20 protein-coding genes and 1 pseudogene are annotated in these 25,574 nt (G+C 35.1%); 5 read left to right on the top strand and 16 right to left on the bottom strand.

Annotated features, from left to right (window positions below; genetic code table 11):
- Positions 1 to 16: 16 nt before the first annotated feature.
- From FXX65_RS00370 to FXX65_RS00340, 7 genes and pseudogenes are all read right to left on the bottom strand, one after another.
- The gene (locus FXX65_RS00370) at positions 17 to 1,837 is read right to left on the bottom strand and encodes a KAP family P-loop NTPase fold protein (protein WP_147614609.1); all 1,821 of its coding nucleotides are present in this window, start codon (positions 1,835 to 1,837) and stop codon (positions 17 to 19) included.
- A gap of 34 nt (positions 1,838 to 1,871) precedes the next feature.
- Positions 1,872 to 3,992: pseudogene (gene dcm / locus FXX65_RS00365) on the bottom strand (DNA (cytosine-5-)-methyltransferase).
- An 8-nt stretch (positions 3,993 to 4,000) separates the two neighbouring features.
- Complete coding sequence (locus FXX65_RS00360) at positions 4,001 to 4,105, bottom strand: DNA cytosine methyltransferase (RefSeq protein ID WP_147614608.1); 105 nt, start codon at positions 4,103 to 4,105, stop codon at positions 4,001 to 4,003.
- Positions 4,098 to 4,328, bottom strand: coding sequence for a helix-turn-helix domain-containing protein (locus tag FXX65_RS00355; RefSeq protein ID WP_010680156.1), 231 nt, complete (start codon positions 4,326 to 4,328; stop codon positions 4,098 to 4,100). The genes FXX65_RS00360 and FXX65_RS00355 overlap by 8 nt, the downstream gene beginning before the upstream one ends.
- A 147-nt stretch (positions 4,329 to 4,475) precedes the next feature.
- Positions 4,476 to 5,135 (bottom strand): DNA-binding protein, encoded by a 660-nt coding sequence (locus tag FXX65_RS00350; protein WP_147614607.1) that lies wholly within the window; start codon positions 5,133 to 5,135, stop codon positions 4,476 to 4,478.
- Between the two features lie 53 nt (positions 5,136 to 5,188).
- A complete protein-coding gene (locus tag FXX65_RS00345) occupies positions 5,189 to 6,721 on the bottom strand; it encodes a hypothetical protein (protein WP_246104320.1) in 1,533 nt (510 codons plus the stop codon).
- Between the two features lie 42 nt (positions 6,722 to 6,763).
- Positions 6,764 to 7,069, bottom strand: coding sequence for a hypothetical protein (locus tag FXX65_RS00340; protein WP_147614605.1), 306 nt, complete (start codon positions 7,067 to 7,069; stop codon positions 6,764 to 6,766).
- Here FXX65_RS00340 and FXX65_RS00335 point away from each other — a divergent pair.
- Positions 7,044 to 7,409: a helix-turn-helix domain-containing protein gene (locus FXX65_RS00335; protein ID WP_147614604.1), complete on the top strand. Its 366-nt coding sequence runs from the start codon at positions 7,044 to 7,046 to the stop codon at positions 7,407 to 7,409. The genes FXX65_RS00340 and FXX65_RS00335 overlap by 26 nt on opposite strands.
- A gap of 462 nt (positions 7,410 to 7,871) precedes the next feature.
- On the opposite strand, the gene FXX65_RS00330 is transcribed toward FXX65_RS00335, so the two are convergent.
- From FXX65_RS00330 to FXX65_RS00295, 8 genes are all read right to left on the bottom strand, one after another.
- Positions 7,872 to 9,119, bottom strand: coding sequence for a tetratricopeptide repeat protein (locus tag FXX65_RS00330; RefSeq protein WP_147614603.1), 1,248 nt, complete (start codon positions 9,117 to 9,119; stop codon positions 7,872 to 7,874).
- Positions 9,120 to 9,222: 103 nt separating this feature from the next.
- Positions 9,223 to 10,338, bottom strand: coding sequence for a flagellar filament outer layer protein FlaA (locus tag FXX65_RS00325; RefSeq protein ID WP_147614602.1), 1,116 nt, complete (start codon positions 10,336 to 10,338; stop codon positions 9,223 to 9,225).
- Between the two features lie 100 nt (positions 10,339 to 10,438).
- Positions 10,439 to 10,921 (bottom strand): GerMN domain-containing protein, encoded by a 483-nt coding sequence (locus tag FXX65_RS00320; RefSeq protein WP_147614601.1) that lies wholly within the window; start codon positions 10,919 to 10,921, stop codon positions 10,439 to 10,441.
- Entirely contained in the window at positions 10,922 to 11,947 is a 1,026-nt protein-coding gene (locus tag FXX65_RS00315) for an N-acetylmuramoyl-L-alanine amidase (protein WP_147614600.1), read from the bottom strand.
- Positions 11,948 to 13,576 carry an ATP-grasp domain-containing protein gene (locus tag FXX65_RS00310; RefSeq protein WP_147614599.1) on the bottom strand — a complete coding sequence of 543 codons (1,629 nt, stop codon included), beginning with the start codon at positions 13,574 to 13,576 and terminating at the stop codon, positions 11,948 to 11,950.
- A gap of 23 nt (positions 13,577 to 13,599) precedes the next feature.
- Entirely contained in the window at positions 13,600 to 16,071 is a 2,472-nt protein-coding gene (locus FXX65_RS00305) for a cytidylyltransferase domain-containing protein (protein ID WP_147614598.1), read from the bottom strand.
- Positions 16,068 to 17,027 (bottom strand): hypothetical protein, encoded by a 960-nt coding sequence (locus tag FXX65_RS00300; RefSeq protein WP_147614597.1) that lies wholly within the window; start codon positions 17,025 to 17,027, stop codon positions 16,068 to 16,070. The genes FXX65_RS00305 and FXX65_RS00300 overlap by 4 nt, the downstream gene beginning before the upstream one ends.
- Positions 17,002 to 18,609, bottom strand: a complete 1,608-nt coding sequence (locus tag FXX65_RS00295) for a spiro-SPASM protein (protein WP_187116180.1) — start codon at positions 18,607 to 18,609, stop codon at positions 17,002 to 17,004. The genes FXX65_RS00300 and FXX65_RS00295 overlap by 26 nt, the downstream gene beginning before the upstream one ends.
- Positions 18,610 to 18,671: 62 nt before the next feature.
- Here FXX65_RS00295 and xseA point away from each other — a divergent pair, with 62 nt between their 5' ends.
- Genes xseA through mutL form a run of 3 tightly spaced genes read left to right on the top strand, consistent with a single transcriptional unit; the run spans position 18,672 to position 22,149 of the window.
- On the top strand, positions 18,672 to 19,877 hold the full coding sequence (gene xseA / locus FXX65_RS00290) for an exodeoxyribonuclease VII large subunit (RefSeq protein ID WP_147614595.1): 1,206 nt from the start codon (positions 18,672 to 18,674) through the stop codon (positions 19,875 to 19,877).
- Between the two features lie 48 nt (positions 19,878 to 19,925).
- Complete coding sequence (gene xseB / locus FXX65_RS00285; protein ID WP_147614594.1) at positions 19,926 to 20,219, top strand: exodeoxyribonuclease VII small subunit; 294 nt, start codon at positions 19,926 to 19,928, stop codon at positions 20,217 to 20,219.
- Positions 20,220 to 20,223: 4 nt separating this feature from the next.
- A complete protein-coding gene (mutL, locus tag FXX65_RS00280; protein ID WP_147614593.1) occupies positions 20,224 to 22,149 on the top strand; it encodes a DNA mismatch repair endonuclease MutL in 1,926 nt (641 codons plus the stop codon).
- Positions 22,150 to 22,323: 174 nt separating this feature from the next.
- Here the strand turns inward: mutL and FXX65_RS00275 are convergent, their stop codons facing one another.
- Positions 22,324 to 23,967: a tetratricopeptide repeat protein gene (locus tag FXX65_RS00275; RefSeq protein ID WP_187116179.1), complete on the bottom strand. Its 1,644-nt coding sequence runs from the start codon at positions 23,965 to 23,967 to the stop codon at positions 22,324 to 22,326.
- Between the two features lie 235 nt (positions 23,968 to 24,202).
- On the opposite strand from FXX65_RS00275, the gene FXX65_RS00270 reads away from it, so the two are divergent.
- The gene (locus FXX65_RS00270; protein ID WP_147614591.1) at positions 24,203 to 25,573 is read left to right on the top strand and encodes a tetratricopeptide repeat protein; all 1,371 of its coding nucleotides are present in this window, start codon (positions 24,203 to 24,205) and stop codon (positions 25,571 to 25,573) included.
- Position 25,574 lies beyond the last annotated feature (1 nt).

The following is a 25,574-nucleotide window of genomic DNA, read 5'->3' as shown; positions in this document are numbered from 1 at the left end:
AGCCCCTCCTCTTATACTATTTTTCTAACAGTTTTTCTATTCCAATTTTTAAGCCTTGTTTGTTCTTATCCCATTGAGATGCTATCTCTAAAATTTCTACTTTCTTATTCATTTTATTTGCATATTCAGCTATATAACTTATACAACCAAGATTAATTTGCGAGCCACTAAGTGATTGTAAATAACTGAGAGTATCATTGGTTAACTCAGTTCTTTGCTGTGCAAACAGTAGAAATGATTTCATCAATTCTTTGGCTATTGTTGTTTCAGATATCATGGAAGAATTCATAGCCTCAAGAATTGCAGCCGCATCAGCATCTGATATATTTGCAACAGATTTAATTGCTTGTTGAATTTTAACGTCTGATTTTGAAAGAAGTTGTTCCAATATTTCTTGGGCTTCTGGTGAAAGAAAAGATGATATACGACTAATTTTTTCATCCAATGAGGTTCTTGTAAAATAAAAATATGTATTGAGGTTTTCATCAGATAATTTAGGATCTATTTTACACCAATTTAAAAACCAATTATCTTCTCTCCAAATTTTTAACTTATCGCTATTCTCTGGTGTACCATTCTCGAATAGTGTTAATTCTTTACTTAAACTATTATCCGCTGCCATCTCTGCTATTTTATTGAAAATTCTTGGTTTTATATATTCCAACATCATTATCTTTGCAAGAATTTTTCTATCCAATTTCTTATTCTTATAAGATGCCATTTGCACTCTCATATACATGGAATTCAAGAAGCGTTTACACTGACGAGGGTTTCCACGCAATCCATTAGATAAAACAAATGCCAGCTGATTTGCAATAGAAAGTGATTCTACAATATTTGAATAATTATCTTCTTTATCTGAAAATAAAGTTATAATTGATTCGATCTTAAATCTCTCGAAATCCTCTTTTTTCTTCTCAACTATCCATGATAGAGCCTTTTGAAAATTTTCTTCCGATAATTCCGACTGTAAAAGTAAACATGCAATATAAATTTCCACCTCATCTGCATTTAATTGTGGGATGCGAATAGGATATTGTATTAATTTCTCAAGATATTCTTTCCCAATATCAATCTGAATGCCTTCTATATCTCTAAATTTACTTTTAACTGCATACGAAATATGACGTTCATCAGCACCAATAACGAAAGCAACTTTTCCCTTAAAAAGAAATAATTTTATTGCTTCAAGCGTTTCTAAAATAGTATCTGGTCTACATCTATCCAACTCATCTATAAAAACAACTAAACGACTAATTTTTGTTTCTTCTAACAAAGATGCAAATGCTTTTTGAAATTTTCTAATATCCTCACGTAACTCTTTGTTATTTAATTCGCTTTCAATATTAGATTTAATTTTTTCTAAATCAGTGACTTCTATTTTTTCTTGACCATATTTCAAGACCTGATTCATTGTTATGCCAAGTAAAGAGCCAATCCCTCCTGTCACTAAAAAATCAGTTCCATATTTCAATGCACCTTTTACCAATTTAAATTTATCAACACTTTTATATAACCCTTTAATAATTTCTTGTGCCTTTTTAGTTAAGTGTGTTTCTTTACTAATCTCATCAAGAATAGTACCTAATATCGCCGTTTTTGCGTCTTCATAATTTTCAAATAGCCAACCATTAAATACTAAACATTTAATTTTTTCATCTTCCTTAATCAAACGCTCTTTGCACATATACATCAAGCTTGACTTTCCACTCCCCCAGTCACCATATACTCCAATACTCGCTGGTAAAATAGAATCATCTGTGATGATACTTTGAAGCGTTTGTATTAAGTAATCGTAGTCAAGAAAATCAAGCTCAGTTTCACTATCTTTCCACATTTATTCACCTCATATATCAGGATAATTTCTTAGTCTATTTGCGTTCGCAAACCTTGTTCCATGCGATTTTATGTTCAAAATTAATTTCAGTGTTTTCGGATAAGTTCTTTACATACTTCTCAACGAAAATATCTGTGTTATCAAGTAATCTCAAATAATACTTTAATGGAGGAAACACACCATTCACTATGATTTGACATCCATGTTCTTCTCTGATTTTACATATCATTTCACCTATTGCCACTCGGTCATCCTCACTAGGTGCAACCGTACTTAACAAATAGTATCTTTGTACAGGTTTTTCACTTATTTTTTTATAAGCATCCTCAATCATAATTGCATTGACTGGTATTTCAAACTTAACTTCAACCACTTTATAAATAGAATTATCATTGTCATTTCGAACAACAATATCCCCGGTCTCTCCACTACTCTTATCACAACTATTATGAGATGCTAGCTTATCTAAAGTTTTTCCATTAAAACGTTTAAGCTCATCTGTAATACACTGATAAATACTATATAATGCAACGACAGGAAGTATAGACGCTCCTCGACTCTTATATTGAAAATAAAAATGCTCATGTAAAGATTTCATAATCTCATTAATTGTTAGTGAGGTTTCCTTTTCTATTGGATTAACAAGAATCACTGTCTTATCTTTTTTGCATTTAATGCTATACGCCATTATAGCTGTCACATATTTTTCGGGATCTGCTCCATTTACTTCAACATCATTAAGAATATTTAAAAATGCCGCCTTTACATTTTTATTCTGAATTTTCCCTGGAAAATCTAATTCATACGGGATATTTTGTTCAAGACTTCTAGTTAACCAACCAGACTCTTTCATTGCACCAAGGAATCTTTTTTGTTTCATAAATGGAGTTACGTACTTAGTATCAAAACTTCTTCCACTATATCCATTCTCCATATTTGCTTGATGTCTTCTCACGTCCTGTTCAGGATGTAAGCTTTTATATACTAAACTAGTTAATAGAACAGTAAATACACCTTTAAATGTCTCTTCTTTATCAACTATAATTTTAACCATTTCAATCTGATTCTCCATTAAACCAATCGAATCTAAGTTACCTATTTTTTCAGCTTCATTATATTTTTCTTCTAAAAATTTTGTTTCTCTTTCCATCATTTCTCCTCCAACAAAAAATTGTTTTACAATTTCATCTGCTACTGCTTTTACCATATTCACACAAATTGAATTGCCAATACGTGCATACAGATTTGCAGTACTGCCTGTTTTTTTATAATTTTCTGGAAATCCCATGAATCTAAAACACTCATCCATTGTTAACTTTCTTACTACATCTCCATCTTTTATAAAATATCTTCCACTAGATTCTTGAGATGCTAATGTAGGATGTATTCCAGAGGATGAATAAATTCTATTAGGCTGTTTATGGACTCTAGATAGGTGTTCCGTACCTGGTCTAACACCCACAGTTCTTATTTTTTTATTTCTATACCCACAAAACATTAACCCTGATTTTGATTGTTTTTTTATTTGCGAATCATCAAGAATTGTATAACTTTCTTTAGGAAGTATTTCAAAGTCAGCAGCCTTATCTAAAAATGGTTTCATTGTTTCAATAGTATTCGTCTTTAGCTTTGTAAAGTCAAAAGCTCTACCATTCAGGTTTCCAACTATAATAATTCTTTCTCTGTTTTGAGGAACGCCAAAATTTCTAGCATTAAGTACTTTGTAAACAACTGTATAACCTAACTCCGATAGTACAGACAACATAACGGTAAGCATTCTTCCTTAATCATGTTTTTCAAGATTTGACACATTTTCTAAAACAAACGCTTTAGTTTTTTTTTCTTCTATAATTCGACAGATATCAAAAAATAAGGTTCCTCTTGTTTCATCATAAAATCCTTTTTGCTTTCCACAAATTGAAAATGCTTGACATGGAAAACCTGCACAAAGAATATCAAAATCAGGAATATTCTTTGGATTAAGTTGCGTTATATCACATCTTGGATTTTCCCCGAAATTTAATTCATACATTTCACAAGCATGATCATCTATCTCTGAACTAAAAACGCACTTACATCCTGCATTTTCAAAACCTAATCTAAATCCACCTATACCAGCAAAAAGGTCAATAAACTTTAATTTTTTATCTACCATTCTATACCTCATTCATTTATTTTCTTAAATATATTTATATTTCCAGCGTCTAAAAATCCTTTGGATAGCCCACCAGCTCCTGAAAATAAATCTATAACTGTAAACTTAGACACCCGTTTTCCCTCCATCTTCAATACTTACACACTCTACAATTTCCGAAATATCGCATTCCAATACATCACATATCCTTAGCAATACATCAGTAGTAACATTTTCGCCATTTTTTATTTTGTAGAATGTACTTTTACTTACTTTGGCTTTTTCCATAAGCTCAGTATTTTTCATTTCTATATCTATTAATTTCTTAAATAATTTTTTATAGCTTAGTTTTGACATGATTATCCTCCAGTCTTATCCATCTTAATATCACATCGTTTCTATTATAGCATAATAATAGAACTTTTAATAGTATTATCTTCTTTTTTCTCGAACTAATTTTGCAATAAAAAAATCGGTGTAGCCCTAAGACCACACCGACATATTCTATCTCTCCGTTTCCTTTGAAGATTCTTTCTTTTCTACAGGTTTTGCTTTTTCTTCAGCCTTATATTTCTTTATTGCTCCAAGTACTGATTCTTTCTTTTCTTCTTGCTTCTTCATCTGTTCCTTTGCTTTTAAAAGCTTAGACGATAGTATTCTAACATTAGTATGTTCATTTCCGTTATCGTCAATGGATGATCTCACCTGTCCAAAAAGCTTTACAAAGTCTCCCTGCTTAAAGTTCTTTGGAATATCTCCCTTATCCCCATAAGCTGAGCAATTAGTGTAAATCTTATTTCCCTCATCATCTTTTGACACAACCGAGAAATTAACTACTTTAAAGGCTTCTCCATTCTTATTTTCTCTTTCAATTGTTTCAACCTCACCTACGATATTCCCAACAATATTCACCAGATCATTATCTTCTTTTTCAATTGCTGCACTGTCTTTAATTTGTCCATTTTCTCTAAGTTCGTCAATCAAATAATCAAACTCATCATTAAGTAAACTCATACTGTCATTATCCATATACTCCTGATATAACTTATCCAAGGCAACTTTATCATTGATTCCTTTTTCAAAACTAATTAGTGCCTTAGCAAAATCTTCGTGATTTTCATTTGCCATTTGTTCAAGTGTATTTCTCATTTCTTTGTAGTTCATAATATTCCTCCATATTTTCTACTAAAATTGAAAAGGAGCTTGAAATAAGCTCCTTAACGTTCATCATGCTCTTTAGATTTATTTCCTTTTATTTCTGTTTGTTTTTCTTCTGACTGATATGACCTAATCTGCCCCAGGATAGATGCTTTTTCAGATACCTTATCTTTGCTTTCTGCCTTTGTATTAAGGTTATCCTCTACATCATAAGTAGTTTCAAAGTAGTCACTATCTCTAAAGTCATTATCGTATCTATCTGGCACACCATCATTGTCCAAATCTTTTGCAAGCGGATCATAGATATTACCATCGCCATCTCTTTCAAGACCTAATGCTTTTTTAAGGTCATTATCATCAATAGATACAAACTCCCCAAAGTCTCCATATTCCATTTCTTGTTTTAGAAATTCCAATGCCTTTTCTTTACTACCAAGGTCTTTGAGATAATCAATCTTTGTAATTGGTTCTCCATTGATATATTGAGTAGCTGTAAAGTCTTTTAAACTAATTTCATATTGAATTTCATGCTTTTCATCTGGTGTAGTAGTATATGCAATTCCAATATGAGCAATATCAGGAAATAAATTACTAAAATTTTCATAGGTATAACTATCGTCTTCATATTCCCTTTTGCAAAAATCTACAATAGCCCTCTTTACATCTTCAAGTAATGGATTAAGATTTTCTTTTTCTTCTACTTCTCCCATATCAAGTAGCTTGTTTAATTCTGCAAGTCTTAATACCTTAGTTTTTAGCTCATCTGCTTTTTCAAAAGGCTTTTTTAATTCTTCTTTGGCATTTTCCAGTTGTTCCTTTGTGCTAACGAGTTTTTCTTCAAGACGATTTAACCTTTCAGGCATTTTATCAATAGAATTATCCAATCTTGTAATATTACCATCTGCACTTGTACCAAGGTCTCCTGAATGGTTTGTAGCACCTTTTAAAGTGAAATTATGCTCATTGGTAAAGAAGTTATAGCTTACCTCTAAATCCATGTTTCGGTACTGTCCTATGACCTTACTTTCATTAATTTTTACGCCTTTAATCGCTTCTAAGAGCTTTTCTCCAGCTATCTTTTTATCTCGAATTATCTCGCCATTAATCGAGATAGAAGTGAATTTATTTTCACCACTTGCCTGTGGTTCAACTTTTTTAATATCTTTTTTCACTGCTTCAATTAGCTTTTCAGTTCTTGCTATTTCTTCAGGATATGTCTTTGCAACCTTATCCTCTAATCTATATCGATTGGACTTATAGTTTTCTTCAAGCATTTTAAGTTTCGTGACTTCATTATCCAAATCCATCTTTTCTTTTACCTTTGGATCACCAGTAGCAAGTGCTTTAATCTCAGCATAGTTCAAACTACTTTCATCTACATCTTCTGCAACACGAACAGGCGTCTTTGAAGTCATAATCTGTGAAATAAATTTCTGCTTATTCTCTATCGTCTGCCAAAGATACGCATCAAAGGTATTCTCAGTGATGTAACGATAAATATTAACCTCTTTATTTTCATTGCCTTGGCGAACAATTCTACCACTTCTCTGCTCAAGGTCAGCAGGTCTCCATGGTACATCTAAATCATGCATTGCGATTAGTTTATTTTGCACATTCGTTCCGGCTCCCATCTTCTACGTTGAACCCATTAAGATACGAACTTCGCCTTTTCGCACTTTCGCAAAGAGTTCATCCTTTTGCTTATCTGAATTCGCTTCATGGATAAAGGCGATTTCTTCTTTCGGTATTCCCATAGCTATAAGTTTTTCTCTAATATCATCATAAATGTTAAATTCTCCATCTCCTTTTGGAGTAGACATATCGGAGAAAAGTAGCTGTGTTGACCTATTTTCTTTTGTCTTATCCCAAATAGAGACAGCCAGTAAGCAAATAACGCGATTTAGAGATGTTAAAATGGCAGAAAAAGAAGGTAAAAACATGCAAAACAGCATTATTCAGGAAAACTACATCGATGAAGAAGCAGCAAAACAGTATCTTAATGATTGCTATAAAGGCGTGGATTTGCTTCCTAATGTGCCAGAAAAACTCACAGTACAGACAATGGCGGCAGTCCTGAATATATCAGAACCTACAGTCTCCAGAATGATTACTGCACAGGAAATAAAACCATTCAAAAAGGATGTACTCAACTATATTCTAAAAAATATGCTGGTAAATCGTCCTATAATCGACACGCCAGAAGACAAAAAAGAGCCAGAAAAGTTTGCCACAAAGCAACAAAGAAAGTCAAAAACACCCCAGTTAGAGCTACTTTTTTAACAAAAAAAATGACCCAAAAAGCCCCATTTTATCCCAGATACCCCCACAAAAAAATCATTTTTTCTTAGAATTTTTTACCACTTTTTTTTGTGATTGATACATAGACAGGGTATTTCTAAAAAATGCAAAGTCTAAATTTCGTGAAGTTTATTTTGACATTGATGATGTAGTTCTATCTCAGATAAAACTTAAAAATAAAAAAGCTGCGTAAGTAAAAAACTATTTGAAATAGTACTCAAAAAAAGAGCCTCTGATAAAAGAGGCTAGAAGTTTTTTAAATCACAATAAAAAAAAATAAAAAAACTATAAAATCTGAAAAAAAATTGATTAATAAGCTCCTCGAATATCATAAAATTCGTTAAAATTAACAAAATCACACAAAAAATGAGAAAAAAATTCAAAAAAAATGTGGCGAACTATTAAAAAACTGTTTACATAAGAAAAATATATTTTTTATTTTTTTTACATTGAAATATCGAATTTTTTTAAGATTTTTTCTTTTAAAGATTTTATATCATTATTTTCAAGCCCCATCGCTTCCGCTGCCGACAAATCTTCAAGAGCCTTATTATCGTCTTCCAGTTTAAAATAGGCTACAGCTCTTCTATATCTTGCATGCGACTGAAATTCATTTATTTCAAGGGATTTAGAAAACGCTTCTACCGCTTTTTCATATTCTTTTTTTAAGGTATAAACGATTCCTATATAATAATATGCTCGAAAGCCCTTAGGATCGTATTTTACACTGGTGTTAAAATCATTCAATGCATGGTCATATTCATTTGAAGCAAAATATGCCATTCCACGATGCTTAAATACAACAGCCATTACAGGAGGAGCGGGTTCTGGTTTTAATTCTAAAATCTGAGTATAGATTGAAATTGCATTTTCCGTATGCCCATTATTGTGTTCATGAATTGCCATCAACAAAAGATCATCTATCGTTCCTGGCAAAAAAGGACTAACGCGAGCGATTTGAACCTTTTTTTCCTTTTCGCGAGGAGAAAATTCTGCAGTTGTTTCATCAACTTTTTTATAAAAGGCTTCTCTTCTCGTTGCTGTTTCTGATTGCAATTTTTTTTGATAATCGCGGATTTCTTGAAAAATAGTATCAGCAAGGCTCAAACTTGCATTTATTGAAGCAAGTTTTCTTCGCAAAGGCATATCAAATGGAGAAAACTCTGTCTTATATATAAGTTCGTGCTCAACTTCTGCCCAAGCATCTTGTAAAATAGTGCGTACTTGAATTTCGCAAACTATATCATCTGGAATTTTTAAATCCAGATTTTGAGGAATACAGTCACTTGGAATTGAAATCAAAATATGTGTTGATTCATATCCAAATTCCTTAAAATTTTCACCACTGCCTTTGTATTCAACTTCCTTTACCACGAAATTTTCTCGAACTTGTTCTTCAACCTCGTGCAACTCTTCTATAAAGGCACAGATAATTCTGATTCCCATCATATCTGTAAGGGCAATCAATTTTTTTGATTCCGAAAATTCTTCTGCCTTTAGCCGCAGAATTTTTCTATAATAAGAATTAAAAGATTTTACTCTTGTTTTATAAGTGGGCGCAGAAGAAAGTTTTATGGTCTTTTTCAACTTTTCTTCTACATTTTGCATTATTTGTGAAAGGATGGGGGTATAACTTTCGTATTTTTTTTTGATTTCATTTTTATGAGGAATTGAAATTTTTACTTTTTCCATTTGTAAAATTCTATCATCAATGTTTTATAAAATCAAATAACAAAAAAAACCACCCTAGCCTAAAACTAGAGCGGTTTTCAGAAGTTTCCGTTAATTAGAAAACTTATCTAGCATTTGCAGCTTGACCACCGTTGCCCTGTGCATTAGAAGATGAATTTTCATCAAGTGAAGGAGTGAAAGACTCTTCTGTAGCCATCTTAGCTTTTTCAAGATAGCGGTTAACTTGCTTGTTACCAAAGCGGCTCATCTCAAGATTCTGACGTGCAGTTTCTTTCTTTGTGATGATTCCCCAAAGATCTTCGTCTGCAATATCCCTTTCAGAAGTGAGTTCTGCTTTGTCGTAGATAATTTTTACATCTTTGAAGTATCCAATAAAGTCATCTCCAACATGCGCTGCATCACGTGTAATCTGGAATCCAGCGAACTTAACAAATGGAAGTCCTCTTGGATAGATTGGATATACGCGGATTTCGCGAGTTCTAACTTCAGAAATGTAATCAGGATTATTCCAAGTGAGTGTTTTCCAACCGTCAAAACCAAGGTACCCCATGAAATAGCGGCGAACTACTCCGTCTGTATCTCCAAGAATAACATAAAGTCCGTGAGGGAAATTCATACCCATTGTTGTAACTGCGATTGATTTGAGCGTTCCTACGTTCTTTACAAGACCGTAACCTGGAGTGTCATCAGAATCTGCTTCAAACAAAGTGCGACCAGATGCTTTTTCTTCATCTGTCTGTGGCTGACGATTGCCATTTGCATCTGCAGTAGAAAGTGGTTCGTATGCAGGAATTTCAAATGGAGGTACGATTTTTGCGTTTGCATTATATGCACCAGAAGGGAATACTACGCGCACACCCATTACATTTTTTCCAGCAAATGGAACTTTTGCACTCTGACGCACAGGTGCTGGAACAACCTTAGATTGAGCCAGTGCAGGAACTGTCTGAGCTGAACTATTAAGTTTTACTTCCCAGTCGCCAAGATAGAGAGAAGTCTTCATGAGATCTTTCTGATCCTGATTGAAAGTAGCACCTGCAGCAATACCGTAGTCCATAATTGTACGACTATTTTCAGGGATTTCAACGTCGCTGTCCTGCGCCTTTATAGAAATGTCGGCATCAAGAGTTGTGAAATCGATAAGTGTTGACTCTTTTGCAAATACTGATGTACCGATAAGCATCATTACTGCAACAGATAAAACGAAAGTTTTCTTCATTCGAAGCTCCTTATTTTCGATTGATGTAGCCTTGTATAATGTGTAATTATTGTATAACCGTTTTGTTTTGTCAACGGTTTTTTTCGCTGGTTTTGATATCCTAAGCGTCAAAATTTTTGTTAGTTATTTGATTTCCGTCTATAAAAAGTTCAACTTTTTTAATCGATTTAAAATTGTCTTTAAGATTTTTTTCTAAAAGCTCAAAACTTTTTTCAAAATCAAAATCTTCAGAAAAATTAAAAAGCGCATCTTCGGAAAGATTTAAATAGAAAACATTTTTTTTGTATAAACAGGACAAAATTCTCGTTCCCAATGGGAAAATTGGCATTGCACGCTGCACTGTAGAACCTAGCAAAAGTTCTTCAACATATCTTTCCATTGAGGAATATCCTCTTAATGATTTTACTTTTCTTGTTTCGTAAACAGTTTTATACGAAGTTCCTGCCTCATAATATTTAAAAGAATAGTTACTGCCAGAAAAACCGACCAAATAAAAAATCAGCGAGATAAAAAAAATCAAACTTATCAAGGCGAACATTAAAAGTTTTTTGTTTGTTTTTAATTCATAAAAAAAATTTTTCATCTATCTTGAACCTGTAAATCCTCGTGAACGCTCAAAATGAGTTACAAAAGCAGAAAGCCCATTATATATTCCCAAAGAAAGTTTCTGCAAGTAAGACTCATCTTTGAGCAAAAGTCCTTCGTTTTTATTTGTTAAAAAACCAAGCTCAACTAAAACCGCAGGCATATTCGAATTTCTAACTACAAACCATTCCTCTGCTTTTATTCCGCGAGGAGATGAAAGATTACCAACCTGTGCTTGAATTCCGTCCATTATGAATTTGGCGATTAAAATGCTTTCTGTTGTATATTCTTCTTCCATCATTGAATTCATTACTTTGTAAAGATCTTTATCTTCTACAGATTTTTCATCAATTACACTTCTTCTGTAGCCTGGAGAAAGATACCAAACTTCGTAACCAGAAGCTTTTTTGTCTAAAGAAGCATTCACATGTATAGAAATATAAAGAATCGCTTCTTTGTCGCCCAGTTTTATAGAATTTGCAATTTCTGTGCGCTGCGATAGCGACAAAAACTCATCTTTAACCCGCGTCATCTGAATATTTTTATCTGGATAAGCGGCTTTTAAACGAGAATAAAGCATCTTTCCAACCACAAGGTTTATTTCTTTTTCTGTAACAGTTATTTTTTTGCCGTTGACTAAATGTGTGAATTGAGCGCCTGGGTCTTTTCCTCCGTGACCTGGGTCTATCAAAATCGCTCCAATTTTGAATCCATTTTGAGAAGTTTCCGTTTTAAAAAGATTTTCTGCAACTTCGATAAAATCATCTTCGACGAAGAGAATTCCATTTTTTAAAGACGGCGGATTTACAATCGAAAGTTTTGAATAATCTTGTAGTATTAAATTATCACCAGCCTTAAACGATATTTGATGTCCGTTTTTTTCTAAAATTCCTGATTCACAAAGGCTATCCCAATATAAAGTCATTCCAGATTTTAAAGCGGTTTCGACAAGGTTTATGTCCTTAGAAAAAAGAGGAAAAATCAAAAATAAAAATGAAATAAAAAATAGATTTTTCTTATTCATTTACGGTTTAGCCTCGTATCCTGCAACGTAAAGAATCGCCTGAATTGAGCCACGAAGAAAAGCGTTCCAAAAATTTTTTCCGTCAAGTTTTTTATGGATTGGCATGAGTTTGTCAAATTTTTGTGCGACCTGTGAAACTGTCAATAAATTCCAATCGAAAATTTCGTCCGCGCAGGATTTTAATTCTTCGGGGATGAATAGAGAAACCTTTGAATTTTCTGGAATATCTTTTACCTTTGACCAATCTATTTTTACATCAAAGGCTGAAGGGGGAAAGCCTTTTTCGTTCTCGCTTTCAACATTTAAAAGAAAATCATCGGTCGCTTTGTTTTTTAATTCCAATATCAAAGTTATTTCGCTGATTGCAAGTTTTGCAAAATTTTGTGCTTCTTCATAAGAATCTGCCAAAGTTATTACGTTTCCACATTTTTCTACATTGTTTCTAGGAAAATTTACTGTATCGCCTGCTTTATTCCTTGGAAAAACCTCTTTTACGCCTTCGCTCGACCTTGCTTCATCCAAACCTTTTACAAAAGCAATCTTTCCAGGTATGGACATCCACGCTCGCTCTGCACTCACCTTTTCGCTTTTTACTTCAAATAATTCAAAAGGCTGTGCTTGAGAGCTTACGCTTTTGTGTGGAATCCATTTTATCGTTTTACGCCTTTTTAAAAGTTCGTCTGGCTCTTTTCCCAAAGAAATTTTTAAGGCTTCTTTTGTTAAAAAAAGATTTGAAGAAAACGGATAAGTCCAGCCGCTCATATATCCGCCAGAAAGACGAGCGGCGATTTCTCCTATCATAGGGCCATCTTTTGTATATTTTATATCTGCTTTTGCAACGCCGTGTGTAAGTCCCAAAGATTTTATTCCCAAAGCAAAGGTTGCAATCAATTCCGCCTTCATTTTTTCGTCGATTTTTGAAGGAATCGTGTGCCCAGTTTCTATAAAATATGGAGGATAATATATGTGTCTGTCTGCAAAACCTGTAATCGTCAAAGTTCCGTTGTAAACTACAGAATCTATGCTGAATTCTGGGCCTTCCATATAATCTTCAAATATCGCTTTACCTGAACGGCTGTTTTTTATCGCTGTTAAAAGGGATTCGTGCAATTCTTCTTTGCTGCGTGCCAATCGGCAACCTCTACCGCCCATGTTGTCGACAGGTTTTATAACCTTTGGAAATTCAATTTTTCCTTCTTCTGCTAATTTTTCGATTTCTGAAAGACTTTTTTCATCAACTTCTCTAAAATTTGGACTTGGAACTTTATCTTTTGCAAAACATTCTCGCATCAGAACCTTGTTGGAAGCATTTAAGCATGCTTGGTATGAATGACCTTTTAACGAAAACTCCTGTGCGAGGTATGCAGTGTTCGCTGAAAAATCAGTGCCTGCTGTAAAAACCGCCGCAAGAGATGAGTTTTTATCTTCTGTTATGCTTTTTGCAAGAGAATAAAGGCCTTGCTTGTCTTTTAAATCTACGACTTTAAAACAATCTGCGTCTTTTGCACAAACAGCAAGTGGATTTGCGTCCACAACAACGGTTTTATATCCCAATTTTTTTGCAGCAATGATTGCAGGTCCTTGCATGAGCCCCGCACCTAAAATCATGACAATCTTTTGTTGTTCCATAAAAATAATTTCAACATCCTTTTTTATAAATCTTTTTCTTTTTTGCAATAGACTTCAAAAGTGTCTCCAAGTCCAAAGAATCTGCTGGCCGCTGCATAAAATGCCCATTTTAAACTGTTTGGTTTTGAGCCTGCAAGATTTGGAAATCTCTCTGGATGGTGGCCTGTGCTTACTATGCGTTCAATTTTAAATCCGTATTTTTTTAAGATTGAAGCCGCACGTGCTGGTTCCCAAAGGGTGTAATGGTCAGAAGGGCTGTTGCAAAAGAAAGATTGCATATTAAATCTTCCAGAAACTCCGCTTGCAGAAGGCGTGCTAAACGCGAAAACGCCTCCAGTTTTTAAGATTTTTGAAACCGCTTTTAAAACGCTATCCACATTTTGAAAATGCTCAATCACATACCACATCGTAACAACATCAAATTCGCTTATTCCAAATTCTGCCGCGGGATCAAATGCAGGAAAATTTGAGCAGCTTGCAGGATAATGCAATTTTTCTTGAACATAAGTTACCGCTTCTTTTGAAATATCTGTTCCAAAAACTTGCCAGCCAGCGTCGTTTGCAGCATCCATAAAAGGACCAAAAGCACAGCCAACATCAAGGGCTGCTGGAGTTATAAGCCTATGAGAGTTTCTAAAGATGTAATCTATTACAGAAGTGCGCCTTATGCATTGCGATTTTATGGAATGAAAATCTTCAAGATAAGTTTTTCCGTATTGATTTTTGTAACTGTCAAAAAAATATTTTTCGTTATAAAAAGGCAAATCTTCGTCTGTTGTATAAGACATGTAAAGCATTCCGCACGAAGAACAGCGCCGGAAAGTTCTCTTTTCTGTCCTTGCAACTATTAAATCTTCAAACGGCAAATGCTCGTTTGCGCAAACAGGACAACTCAATCTTCTTCCTTTTGCAAGTATTGTTGCAAATTTTGCTAAGCTTTTTATTTGAGAATCCTTTTTTGCAAAAGGACTTGAAGGATATAGTTCTTCAATATTTGAAAGCGAATATTCAGCTCCAATTTCGTTTATATTTTGTTGAGAAAGGCATTTAAATCCGTATTTTTTTGCAAGGTTTACATGAAGAGGTGTTGTTCCTAATAACACAACAGCACAACCGGCCGCAACAGCTTCAAACGCGGTAAAACCGTAATGAGTTACCACAACATCGTATTTATACAGTTCTTCTCGAAGATTATGAACTGGCTTTATAAAAGTTATATTCTGCTTGAGATTTTCTGGCACTCGCTCCAACGACTCTTCGCATTTTTGAACGATTGCAGTTATCTTGTACCCCAAAGCTGCGTAACTTATTGCAGCAGGAACTACTAAATCGCTGGGATCTTCGCCGCCAACTGTTACCAAAATGGATTTTATTGAAGAAGTTGAATCCAATCGTTTTTCTTTTTTGTTTTTTGGCAAAGTTATATAAGAAGGGTCAGCAATATTTGCCGGACGTTGCAATCCATAAGAAGGAATTATATCAAGAAGATAATCGCACAAATCTGTGTTTAAAGAGCCCTCGTCTATTGCGGCAAGTTTTGAAACCGAAGCAAGCTTTAAAGCAAAATCCCTTTCTAAAACAAAGGCATCTGCCAATATGAGAGAGTATTCATCTTTATTTGGAAGCGTTGTAACTATTTGATTTTCAAAAAGTCCGTCTTTTCTCGCTTCCTCTAAAAGCTCATCTTTTTCTTCTAGGTCTGCATTTTCTGGAATATAAATATCCGCACCAGCTGTAAGGGCAACAGAAAGACATCTTCTAAGATGCCCCGTTCCCTTGCCTTTTTTTACACAAGGCACGCACAAAATAGGATATTTGATTGAATCGTCTTCAAAAGCGCGTAAAATATCTTCGCTTGAATAAGGACCTTCTCCGCCTAAAAAACGCACAACAGCCAATGCTCGCCTGTAATCCCAAGGAGTGTCAACCGTTGTTCTTAAATCTGGATGATTCCACTGTTCAGGAGGATTTAGCATTACACTTATAAAAGATTCAGGATGTTTATAAAGGGCAGGTCCTACGTGCTCATGATCATAAGGAGTTGCAAAATCCTTTGCTTTTAAAAGCGAATCTGCTCTAAAAATTTCTACGCCGCTTCCGTGCGGAAGATTTGTATAAGTTATGTAGTCGCACTTTCCAGTTTCGTTTCTGCGGTTAAACTGTTCCACTAACGAAGTTGCAGCATCGTAAAAAAGAAAAGGATTATCCGCAGTTGCCCTTATGACATAATCCGCCTTTGTTTTTTCGATTAAGAGACAAAATCTCTCTAAAACATCTTCCAGCGGACCTGCAAAAATTTCAAAATCGTTTCGCTTTGCAATTTCAGAAAGCTCTTTAAAACTCTGCTCATCTGTTGCAACAAAATACCTGTCGGCTGGAACTTTTTTCATCGCTTGCAAAGTCCAGTCAAGAATTGTTTTATTTGCAAGTTTGAACAACGCTTTACCAGGAAGCCTTGTTGAAGAAATACGGCATTGAACGACTAAAATTGTCATTTGATTTTACCCCAATTTTCTACGAGATATTTTGCATCAAACTTAAAACGATATTTATTTATACTGACCCATTTTTTTGCAGCGGAAAATTGTCTTATCGCTTCAAGTAAACCGCAACTAGCCCTAGAAAGATATACGAAAAATGAAGAATTTGGAATAAGGGCGTGATCTTCATCATATCGAGCCAAAAGATTTTTTAGATAAAATCTGCTGTATGAAAAATCTGCGGACAAGTCTTCTACAGGAATCGAATTTTCATAACAAAGGCAAAATGCCGTCGAAATTTTTATTTTTTCACCCCAAAGCCACGCTCTAAAAAATAAGTCTAAACTCTGCCAATGCGGCGACTTTATAGTGTAATCAAATCCACCTAACTGAATAAATTTATTTCTGTCATAAAGGGCAATATTATCCAAAGGATAAAGAGTTTTACAGCCGTCGAAATACGAAGAAGAATTTAAAACTTGAAAAACACAAGCCTTAACTCCAGGATAAAATATGTTTGGAATTGATGAATAGCCGCTTGCACAAAGTCTGGGAGCCGTGCAAAAATTTTTTGAATCGCAAAGTTTTTCCAAAAGCCTCTCTGTCAAAATATCGCCAGAAAGATTTATGCTGTCTTTTATAACCAAAACAAAATCGGATTTTAACTCTTTCATTCCAAGATTTATCAATTCGCCTTCGGTTGCTTTTTCCAAAGGAATTATGAATTTTACGGTTGGATATCGGTGAACATAGTTTTCTACATTGTAATTTTCGGCACTGTTTTCTATAGAAACGATTTGCTCAAATCCTTGTTTTACGAGATTTTTTAAAGTCGAATCTCTAAATTGACTTCCCTTTGTGTTTAAAAGTATAAGTCCGCAAGAAAGTTTTACGTCTAAAACGCTCTCGCTCCCACCGAGAATGTTGATACTCACAGGTTTTTCATTAAAAATTAAAGGTATAGAATTCATCGCAATCCAGACATTTTTGGCAATATTTTTTTTCTATGTGATTTTGAACTTCTGCAGTCAAATTTCGCCAGATTTTTTCAAAATCTTCATCCAGAGCGTTCCCAGCAATTTCTTGAAAGCGAGATTTACAAACGATTACGCTATTGTCGCTTAAAATGTTCATATCTCGTCTAAGATGCCAACAGGCATTGCGCTCAAGAGGAGAAAGGTCTGCTACTTTTTCGTCACTTAAAAGCCGGGCAAAACTGTCGTACTTCATTATTAAAACTTTTCCAAAAGAAGGGCTTGTTTTTTCACTCCAAAACCTAAAAAAACTTTCAAGCTGACTTTCGTTCGCTTTCATCCTTGTAAATTGCGGATAAACACAGCCTCGAAAATATTTTTGGAGCATAGAAACACATGCAAGTGCTTTTTCAAAATATTCTTGAGGAAGAGCGTTTATCTTTTGATACATCGCCCCGTCAAAAGCGTCAAGTTTTAAAGCGATAAAAACCCTTTCATCTGAATTTGCAAAATCCCGTATTTTTTTTGCCGTCTCTTCTCCAAAACAAAGTCCGTCGGTTTCGATAAAAAGTTTTAATCCTTCGTATTTTAAAACTTCCGCCGCAAAATCGCAAAAATCTTGATTCAAACACGGCTCACCAAAAAGCGAGAGCGAAACCGTTGCCTCTTCTGAAAAGTCGACAATTTTTTTTACCAAAACCTTAAAATCGCTCAAAGCCATATTTTTTAGTTCCCTTTTAAAATCGATTTTTTCGTAAGGGCAATAAAGGCTTTTTGTATTATACGAATTTGAAATCTGCACATTGTAAAACGAAGGAAGGCTCTGCTGAATCAACGCACTTTGTTCTGCCAGATCCAAAAGTTTATACGCGTCAAAATCGCCATTTTTTAAATTGATAGCATTGTTCTTTGCAATTTCAAAGAGAGTTTTGCATAAAACAAGTCCAGATTTTGAAGTTGCTTCTAAGTTTAGCCTTAACATTCTGTAATCTTTGTCTGCAATCACAGTTTCAATTTCAAAAGAGTTTATATCGGCACTGATTATTGAAAAAAGTGCATTGCGCTCGGCTTTTTTTTCGCCAGAAGATTTTAAGCTTTCTTTTGAAAGCTCTGCAATTATCGAAGCAGCACCGCTATCAACAACTTCTACAGTAAGACCACCAGCAAAACCGTCTGCAAAACTGTATTCGGCCTTGTATTCAAGGTGATTTTTTATGATTTGCTCATTGAGATTTCTGTTTAAAAAGGGATTGTCCGCCCAAGCAAAAACTGCAAAATCCACATTTAAAAGTGCAGTTTCTTCCGCAATGGCACAGGCAACAGCGGAGTTTGTCCAGTCTTCATTTTGAACGATTTTAAATGAATCTTCATTTGCGGCAGAATTTTGTTTTATAAATGAAGAAATCGCTTGTCCTACGAGAGAAAGATTTTTTGAATCAACTAAAATAACAGTCTTTATGGAAGATTCTATGGAAAAAGAAAATTCAAGGCTTAAATCAAAGGCAGAATGCGAATCAAAAACTTTTTCAAATTTGTGTCCAATTTTACCAGCGGCAAACAAAACCGATATGCTTTTCATTTTTTTTATTATCGTCTCCATAATTGAACAAGATAAATTGATTGTATAAAATCCAATGAGTTATGACAGCACAACTTTTTCCAGCAGATACAGTTTTTTCAGTAACAGATTTAACTTCTGTCATCAAAGATTTGCTTGAAGGCGCATTTGTAAACATAAACCTAGAAGGCGAAATTTCAGGCTATAGACCAAACTCTAGCGGACATTTGTATTTTACATTAAAAGACGAAAATGCTCAAATAAGCGCAGTTATGTTCCGTGGAAAAGCATCCTCGCTTTCTTTCATTCCAAAAGACGGTTTAAAAGTTCGCTGCACGGGAACGATTTCTGTTTACGCACCGAGGGGAAGCTATCAGATTGTGGTTTCTAAAATGGAAATCGCAGGCGAAGGAAATATTCTTCAAATTTTGGAAGAGAGAAAAAATCGCCTAGCAAAAGAAGGACTTTTTGATGCAAAAAACAAAGTGAAAATTCCTTTTTTTCCAAAGACAATCGCCGTAATAACAAGTCCAACAGGAGCGGCTTTAAGGGACATCTTGCAGATAACAAAGCGGCGTAATCCAAGCGTAAATGTTATAATTTTGCCAGCCGTCGTGCAGGGAAACGAAGCCGCAAAATCGATAGCCACACAGATAAAAGCTGCAAACGATTTTAACCTTGCAGACACTTTGATAGTTGGCAGAGGAGGAGGTTCAATAGAAGATTTGCTTCCATTTAGCGAAGAAATTGTTGTTCGTGCGGTTGCCCAGAGTAAAATTCCAATAATAAGCGCTGTAGGGCACGAAATTGACTGGGCACTTTGCGACTATGCAGCCGATTATAGAGCGCCAACGCCTTCAGCGGCAGCAGAACTTGCAGTTCCTCAAATCATAGATATAAAAAACGATTTAAACGGCTATAAAAATGAACTTTTGACAGTTATAAATTCCAAAGTCGAAAAGATGAAATTGATGATAAAATCGTTTAATCCTGAATCCTTAGAAATGCGCTTTAGGACGATAGAACAGCCGTATTTAATGCGACTGGATAACGCAAAAAGGCAACTTGAAGATAATATAAAAGAAAAGATAAAAGACATAAGACAAAAATTAAAAGAAAGCGTGCAAACCTTAGAAGGCGCAAGTCCAAAGACAATCCTTTCAAGGGGATATTCGATGGTAAAAACCTTAGACGGAAAAATTGTTCGCTCGAGCCTTGACGTAAAGCCTCAAGAAAAAATAGAGATATATCCGGCACAGGGGAAAATTTCTGCAACCGTAAATGTTTAAAACAAACGATAAAAATACGACAAAACTTTTGTCGTGGAGGAAAAATAAATGACATTTGAAGAAAACCTTTCAAAACTTGAATCTTTAACAAACGACATAAAAAGGACAGACATTTCGTTAGAAGATGCACTAAAGGACTTTGAAGAAGGTATAAAACTTGCAAAAAAATTGGAAGAAAGCCTCGATAAAATTGAAGGGCAAATTTTAATACTTACAAATCAGCCTTTAAAAGAAGAAGACAGCCCTTCGCAAAACGAAATTGCACCTCAGATGGAACTTTTTTCTTCAACAGATTCTCAAAGTGGCTCTTCTGGAGCACCCACACAAGGTTTAAGACAGTAAGATTATGGAAAAACAAATCCGTCGCCCCGTAAGAGTTTTAAGCGCAGAAGTTTCAAGAAAAATTGCTGCTGGCGAAGTTATAGACAGACCAAACGCAATCGTCCGTGAACTTATGGATAACGCTGTAGACAGTGGCGCAGATTCAATCAGTGTAGAAATTTGTGGTGGAGGAATTGAAAAGATAAGGGTGAGCGACAACGGTTTTGGAATGACAAAAGATGATTTATCATCCTGCGCCCACCCACATGCAACAAGCAAAATTGTAAACGCAAGCGATCTGATGAACTTAACGACGCTTGGCTTTAGAGGAGAGGCTTTAGCATCGATTGCGGCTGTAAGTAGGCTTTCAATTTTAAGCGGCAACCATAAGATGACGGCAAGCATAACAGAAGACCACGTAATCGAAGAAATTCCGCCTGTTCAAAACGGCAAAGGAACTATAGTGATGAGCGAAGGTCTTTTTGAAAACTACCCTGCCCGTCGCGTCTTTCTAAAACGAGAAGCTTCCGAAAACCTTTTGTGCAAAGAAACATTTATAGAAAAATCTCTTCCCAAAACGGATATTTCGTTCCGCCTTACAGTAGACGGACAAGTCCGCCTTGACCTTCCAAAAGATGTAAGCCTTGCAGAGCGCTTTGTTCAGGCGCTCCAATTAAATGAAAATCCAGAAAATTTTGCAGAATTAAAATCGAGCGACGAAAAAGACTGGAGTTTTCGCCTTGTAATAGGACAAAGCCACATCTACAGAAACGACAGAAAGCAGATTTATATATACGTAAACGGAAGACGCGTCGTCGAGTATTCACTTGTGCAAGCGATAGAATACGGCTGTCAGGGATTTTTCCCTAATGGAACTCATCCAGTTGCAAGCCTTTTTGTACAGATAAATCCTTCGCTCGTGGACTTTAACATTCATCCTGCAAAAAAAGAAGTCAGATTCAGGGACAGTTCAGCCATTCATCACGCAGTAAGCTCAACCGTAAAAGAATACTTTCGCTCTTATGGAATAAAAAACTCAGAAATTTTTGAAACGCAAAAAAATCAACCAAAAAAAGAAACAAACGCCTTTTTTGATTTTGAATATGAGCAGAGTTCCCAAAACAAAATTCCAACTTACAATTCGCCTTCAACTTTTTTTAGCGAAAAAACTTATTCTTCTCCTTATTCAATAAAAGATTCATCTTCATCAAACAAAAATAAAAACACGGCTGGCGAAAACGATTTTCGTTCAAAATTTTTTAATTACGAAAGCTCAATTCAAAAAAAATCCTATGCAAACGAGCATAATTTTTCAAACGCGAGTGCAGACCTTGCCTTGCAAGCACTTGCACAGGATAAAAACGAAGATAATCCTTCAAATCCTCAATTTACAACTTTAGACGAAAATGGTTTTTGCTACATAGGCTCGGTTATGAATTGTTTTTTGGTTGCTCAGATAAACGACACTGTTTATTTTATTGACCAGCACGCAGCGCACGAAAGAATACTTTTCGACAAGATAACTTCATCAAAAGCAGAACGGCAAAACCTTTTAATTCCTTACACAATAGAAACTCAGGATGAAGATGAAGAAAAATACTTAAACTCATCGCTTAAAATGCTCGAAGATGCAGGCTTTTCAGGAAAAAACACAGGCAACGGCAAATTTGAGTTTTCAAGCGTACATTCGCGCTGGCAAGGAAGCGAAGAAGATTTTAGAGCTGCAATTTTAGACCGCCTTGTTTCGCCAAAAGACATAATCTATTCCGTCGCTGCAATGACAGCCTGCAAAGCCGCCGTAAAAGACGGCTACGTATTGGACAGGGGCGCGGCAGAAGATTTGGCAAAAAAAGCCTTAGCCTTAAAAGACCCACACTGCCCACACGGAAGGCCAATTTGGACAACCTTAACAAAACAGCAGTTGTTTGACAGAGTAAGGCGCACCCGTTAAAAAATAAATTTAAAAATGAAAAGGGCAATCCGCCAGCAAGCTGCCGTCGCTATGTACGCCCTTCGCTTACGCTCATCCACCTGCGGTGGACTAAAGGGGCTCCCAGCGCTATTGCAAAAACTCTTTTATAAAAATTGCAATAAGCTTAAAAACGAAAAAGTCATCTTACAGTTTTTATAATTTTATAGAACAAGAATCTTGTGCTTCAAGGCCAAAGGCATTCCTAACAGTAATCTTGCAATCAAAAGCTTTCTCCTGCGTAAAATCTTGGAGCAAATCTTTTTTATTCACTTCAATTTGAGATGGCAAAGTTTTTCCTTCCTCTTGATAAATAGTTTTGTCTTCGTCTTTTATTTCAAATTTCCAAGATTCAATCAAAGATTCGCTTTCAACTTTTACAGCAAACTTCAATTTATCGTCAATATTTAACCTGTCGTCCACAGGCAACTCAGAGTCAACAGTCAACTTATCGCCAGCAGTCGATTTATCGTCAATCGGCAATTTGCTGCCAGAAAGCAATTCATCGCTGGTGCTGAAGTTTTCTGTTAAATTTTCAGTTTTTTCTATAATTTCTATACTAACCTGAGGAAAGTCGCTAAAGCACGTAAATGCGGACGATTGTGCAGTTACTAAACCGCCTTGCGCATACGACACAGTCAATCTTGCAGTAAACCGCCCTGAAGCGACAAGTCCACTATCGGTTTTTCCGTCCCATTCAAGCTGTGCCTCAAAATGATTTTCCTTTGTGGTTCGAACAACCCTTCCTTTTTCATCTAAGATTTCAAAAACATAACTTTCGACATTCTTCTTATCCGAAACGGCAATGTTAAAATACTGCTTTTGTTTTTTTGAATCCGTGCTATAAGGAGAAAAGCCGTAAGCTAAAGCCTTTATGCTCACTTTTCCAGCTGGAAGTTTATACAAGGCATCTGCAAGTTCTTCATCGTCAAATATTTCTTCATTGTCTGCATAAATATTCTGGGGTTCGTTTCCTTGTGCAGAATCTTCATCCTTTGCAAATTGTGAATCTTCTAAATTAGGTTCAACTTTCTCCTGAGTAACGACTTCCGTGCTTTCCTTGAGATTTTTTTCATCCTCGCTAATCTCTGGAGCTTTTGCAATTTCTAAGTTTACAAGTTCTTCTTTTACATCTTCATCGTTTTTTTCTTCTATATTTTCATTTTCTAAGGCAACTTTTTCTACAGGAATTTCAAAAATCATCTCGTCGTTTTTTACATTTGCAAAGTCTAAATCGATTTTTTCTGGTTTTTCTTTTGAACGGCGTAAAATTTCTTCATCAAGCAAAATCAAAAGTTTTTCTAAATCCTGTTTTTGCAAAGATTCTGGCTCAAGTTCAAGATATTTTATGTAATTCATCTTTGCGTCCTGCAACCTGTCTTGTTTTAGTTGAGAATTTGCACGGTTTAAATATGCAGGAGCAAAGGATTCATCTTCTTTTATGGAAATCGCATAACAGGCTTCGGCTCTGGCATAATTTGTAAGAGCGTAGGCGGAATTTCCTGCGTTGTATGCTAAAATTTTGTGGTCGGTATTTGGTTTTGTAAGACCTTTTGTACAGCAAGCCAGTGAGCGAGTAAAATCGCCAATCTGATAATACGCTACTCCCAAATGAACCCAAACCAATGGATTTACATCTTTTACATCTATGCATTTTTCAAAATAGACAATCGCTTCTTCTGGTTTATTGAGCGTAAAAAGTTCCTCGCCTTTTTCAAAATCTTCGTTATAAACAACTGGAGTTTGAACTTTTTCTTCATTTTTTGATGCTTTTAGAATTTGACTTTTTTTCGACGTCAAATTTTTCTTTGCTTGCGGAAAAATTAAAAGAAACGAAATGAAAACACAAAACACACAGAATAATTTTTTCATGGTTTTAATATCGGTAAAAAATCCTTGTTCAATAAATCTTCAAAAATTTCTAATCCTTACAGTAACAAAGAATTTAATGATATTTCAATAGACGAAAGTTTGACACATCAAAGCCAAAAGATTATTCTTAGCGAGGCAACAACTTTTATGCAGAGGGAGAAAAATGGATAATCCACTTCAACTTGTCGTAATTGCAATACTTGCAGTTGGCGTTCTTTTTCTTGGAAGTGCAATATTAAAATCAATCATAAAGCCAAAAAAATTGGATTCCATCACAAAACTTATAAAATCAGGAAAGTACAGTGCTGCCGAAAAATTGGCAAAGGCTGTGATAGCACGAGAGCCTAGAAATTATTTGGCTCACTATTATTTAGGAAAAGCGTATATCGCAGACAAAAAAAATGAACTCGCTCTTATGGAATACAAAGTTGTAAATCAGAATGCAATTTTTGACGCTAAAATTCCAGAAACAGAGTTTAGAAAGCAGCTTTCGCAGTTGTATCTAAAATTCAATCAAAACGACGAGGCTTTAAAAGAGTTTTTACTCTTGACAAAACTCGAACCTACAAACGCAGAAAATTATTACAACTGCGGAAAAATCTACGAACAAAAAAGCAGAGCGGATTCTGCCTTGGGATTTTATCAAAAAGCGATTCAATTAAATCGCCGCCACGTAAAAGCACACGCTGCAATGGGTTTACTCTTATTCCGTGCAAAGCAGTTTGCAGAAGCAAAAAAAGAAATCGACCTTGCAATATCTTTAAGTCCACAAACTTATTCTTCATACTACTATCTTGGAAAAATATTAAAAGAAAACAAAGATTATCCAGGAGCGGTAAACGCATTCGAAAAAGCACTTAGAGATCCAGAATTTAAACAGAGAGCGCTTTTAGAAAGAGGCTCCTGTTATATGATGGCAAAATCTTTTGACAATGCATTGGCAGAATTTGACAGAGCTGTAAAAGCTTCAAAAGACGAAAAAGCTCAGGAAACTTTGTATGCAAGATATTTTCTTGCTTCCTGCTACGAAAGAAATAGAGATATAGACAAGGCAATAGAGCAGTGGCAAATAATTTATCAGCACAACCATTCATTTAGAGATGTTGCTGCAAAACTTTCTGAATATCGCGATTTGCAGTCAAACGACTCGTTAAAAGAGTTTTTAACCTGCTCACAGGAAGAATTTGTAGAAATCTGTAAAAAAGTTGCTATGAGTGGTTTTTCTATGGCTGCACAAAAAATAGATTCAAAAAAATGGGGCTGCATAATGACATGCACTGAACAAAAAAGCGACGACTGGATGAATGTAAGAAAACAGACCTATCTTTTGATTTTTAGCCGAGATACCGATGCCATTGAAGATTCTGCAATAAGAAAATTCTTGGATATGAGCAAACAGGCAAATTGCACTAAAGTTATAGTCTTTGCTTCTGCGGGTTTTACAAGTTCCGCATCTGGCTTTGCAGAAAACCGCCCGATTGAACTTGTGGGGAAAGAAAAACTCGAGCGAATTTTAGATAAAGCAGGAATTTAAA

Source organism: Treponema pectinovorum (assembly GCF_900497595.1).
Taxonomy (GTDB): domain Bacteria; phylum Spirochaetota; class Spirochaetia; order Treponematales; family Treponemataceae; genus Treponema_D; species Treponema_D pectinovorum.
This window is presented reverse-complemented; position numbering and strand designations above follow the sequence as displayed.

Coding starts and splice junctions, on each gene's coding strand:
- FXX65_RS00325 (WP_147614602.1), bottom strand. CDS start 10,338: ATGAAGAAAACTTTCGTTTTATCTGTTGCAGTAATGATGCTTATCGGT.
- FXX65_RS00295 (WP_187116180.1), bottom strand. CDS start 18,609: ATGAAAAGCATATCGGTTTTGTTTGCCGCTGGTAAAATTGGACACAAA.
- FXX65_RS00340 (WP_147614605.1), bottom strand. CDS start 7,069: ATGTTTTTACCTTCTTTTTCTGCCATTTTAACATCTCTAAATCGCGTT.
- FXX65_RS00345 (WP_246104320.1), bottom strand. CDS start 6,721: ATGCATGATTTAGATGTACCATGGAGACCTGCTGACCTTGAGCAGAGA.
- xseA (WP_147614595.1), top strand. CDS start 18,672: ATGACAGCACAACTTTTTCCAGCAGATACAGTTTTTTCAGTAACAGAT.
- FXX65_RS00335 (WP_147614604.1), top strand. CDS start 7,044: ATGGCAGAAAAAGAAGGTAAAAACATGCAAAACAGCATTATTCAGGAA.
- FXX65_RS00330 (WP_147614603.1), bottom strand. CDS start 9,119: ATGGAAAAAGTAAAAATTTCAATTCCTCATAAAAATGAAATCAAAAAA.
- FXX65_RS00310 (WP_147614599.1), bottom strand. CDS start 13,576: ATGGAACAACAAAAGATTGTCATGATTTTAGGTGCGGGGCTCATGCAA.
- FXX65_RS00300 (WP_147614597.1), bottom strand. CDS start 17,027: ATGAATTCTATACCTTTAATTTTTAATGAAAAACCTGTGAGTATCAAC.
- FXX65_RS00370 (WP_147614609.1), bottom strand. CDS start 1,837: ATGTGGAAAGATAGTGAAACTGAGCTTGATTTTCTTGACTACGATTAC.
- mutL (WP_147614593.1), top strand. CDS start 20,224: ATGGAAAAACAAATCCGTCGCCCCGTAAGAGTTTTAAGCGCAGAAGTT.
- FXX65_RS00355 (WP_010680156.1), bottom strand. CDS start 4,328: ATGTCAAAACTAAGCTATAAAAAATTATTTAAGAAATTAATAGATATA.
- FXX65_RS00350 (WP_147614607.1), bottom strand. CDS start 5,135: ATGAACTACAAAGAAATGAGAAATACACTTGAACAAATGGCAAATGAA.
- FXX65_RS00320 (WP_147614601.1), bottom strand. CDS start 10,921: ATGAAAAATTTTTTTTATGAATTAAAAACAAACAAAAAACTTTTAATG.
- FXX65_RS00305 (WP_147614598.1), bottom strand. CDS start 16,071: ATGACAATTTTAGTCGTTCAATGCCGTATTTCTTCAACAAGGCTTCCT.
- FXX65_RS00270 (WP_147614591.1), top strand. CDS start 24,203: ATGGATAATCCACTTCAACTTGTCGTAATTGCAATACTTGCAGTTGGC.
- FXX65_RS00315 (WP_147614600.1), bottom strand. CDS start 11,947: ATGAATAAGAAAAATCTATTTTTTATTTCATTTTTATTTTTGATTTTT.
- xseB (WP_147614594.1), top strand. CDS start 19,926: ATGACATTTGAAGAAAACCTTTCAAAACTTGAATCTTTAACAAACGAC.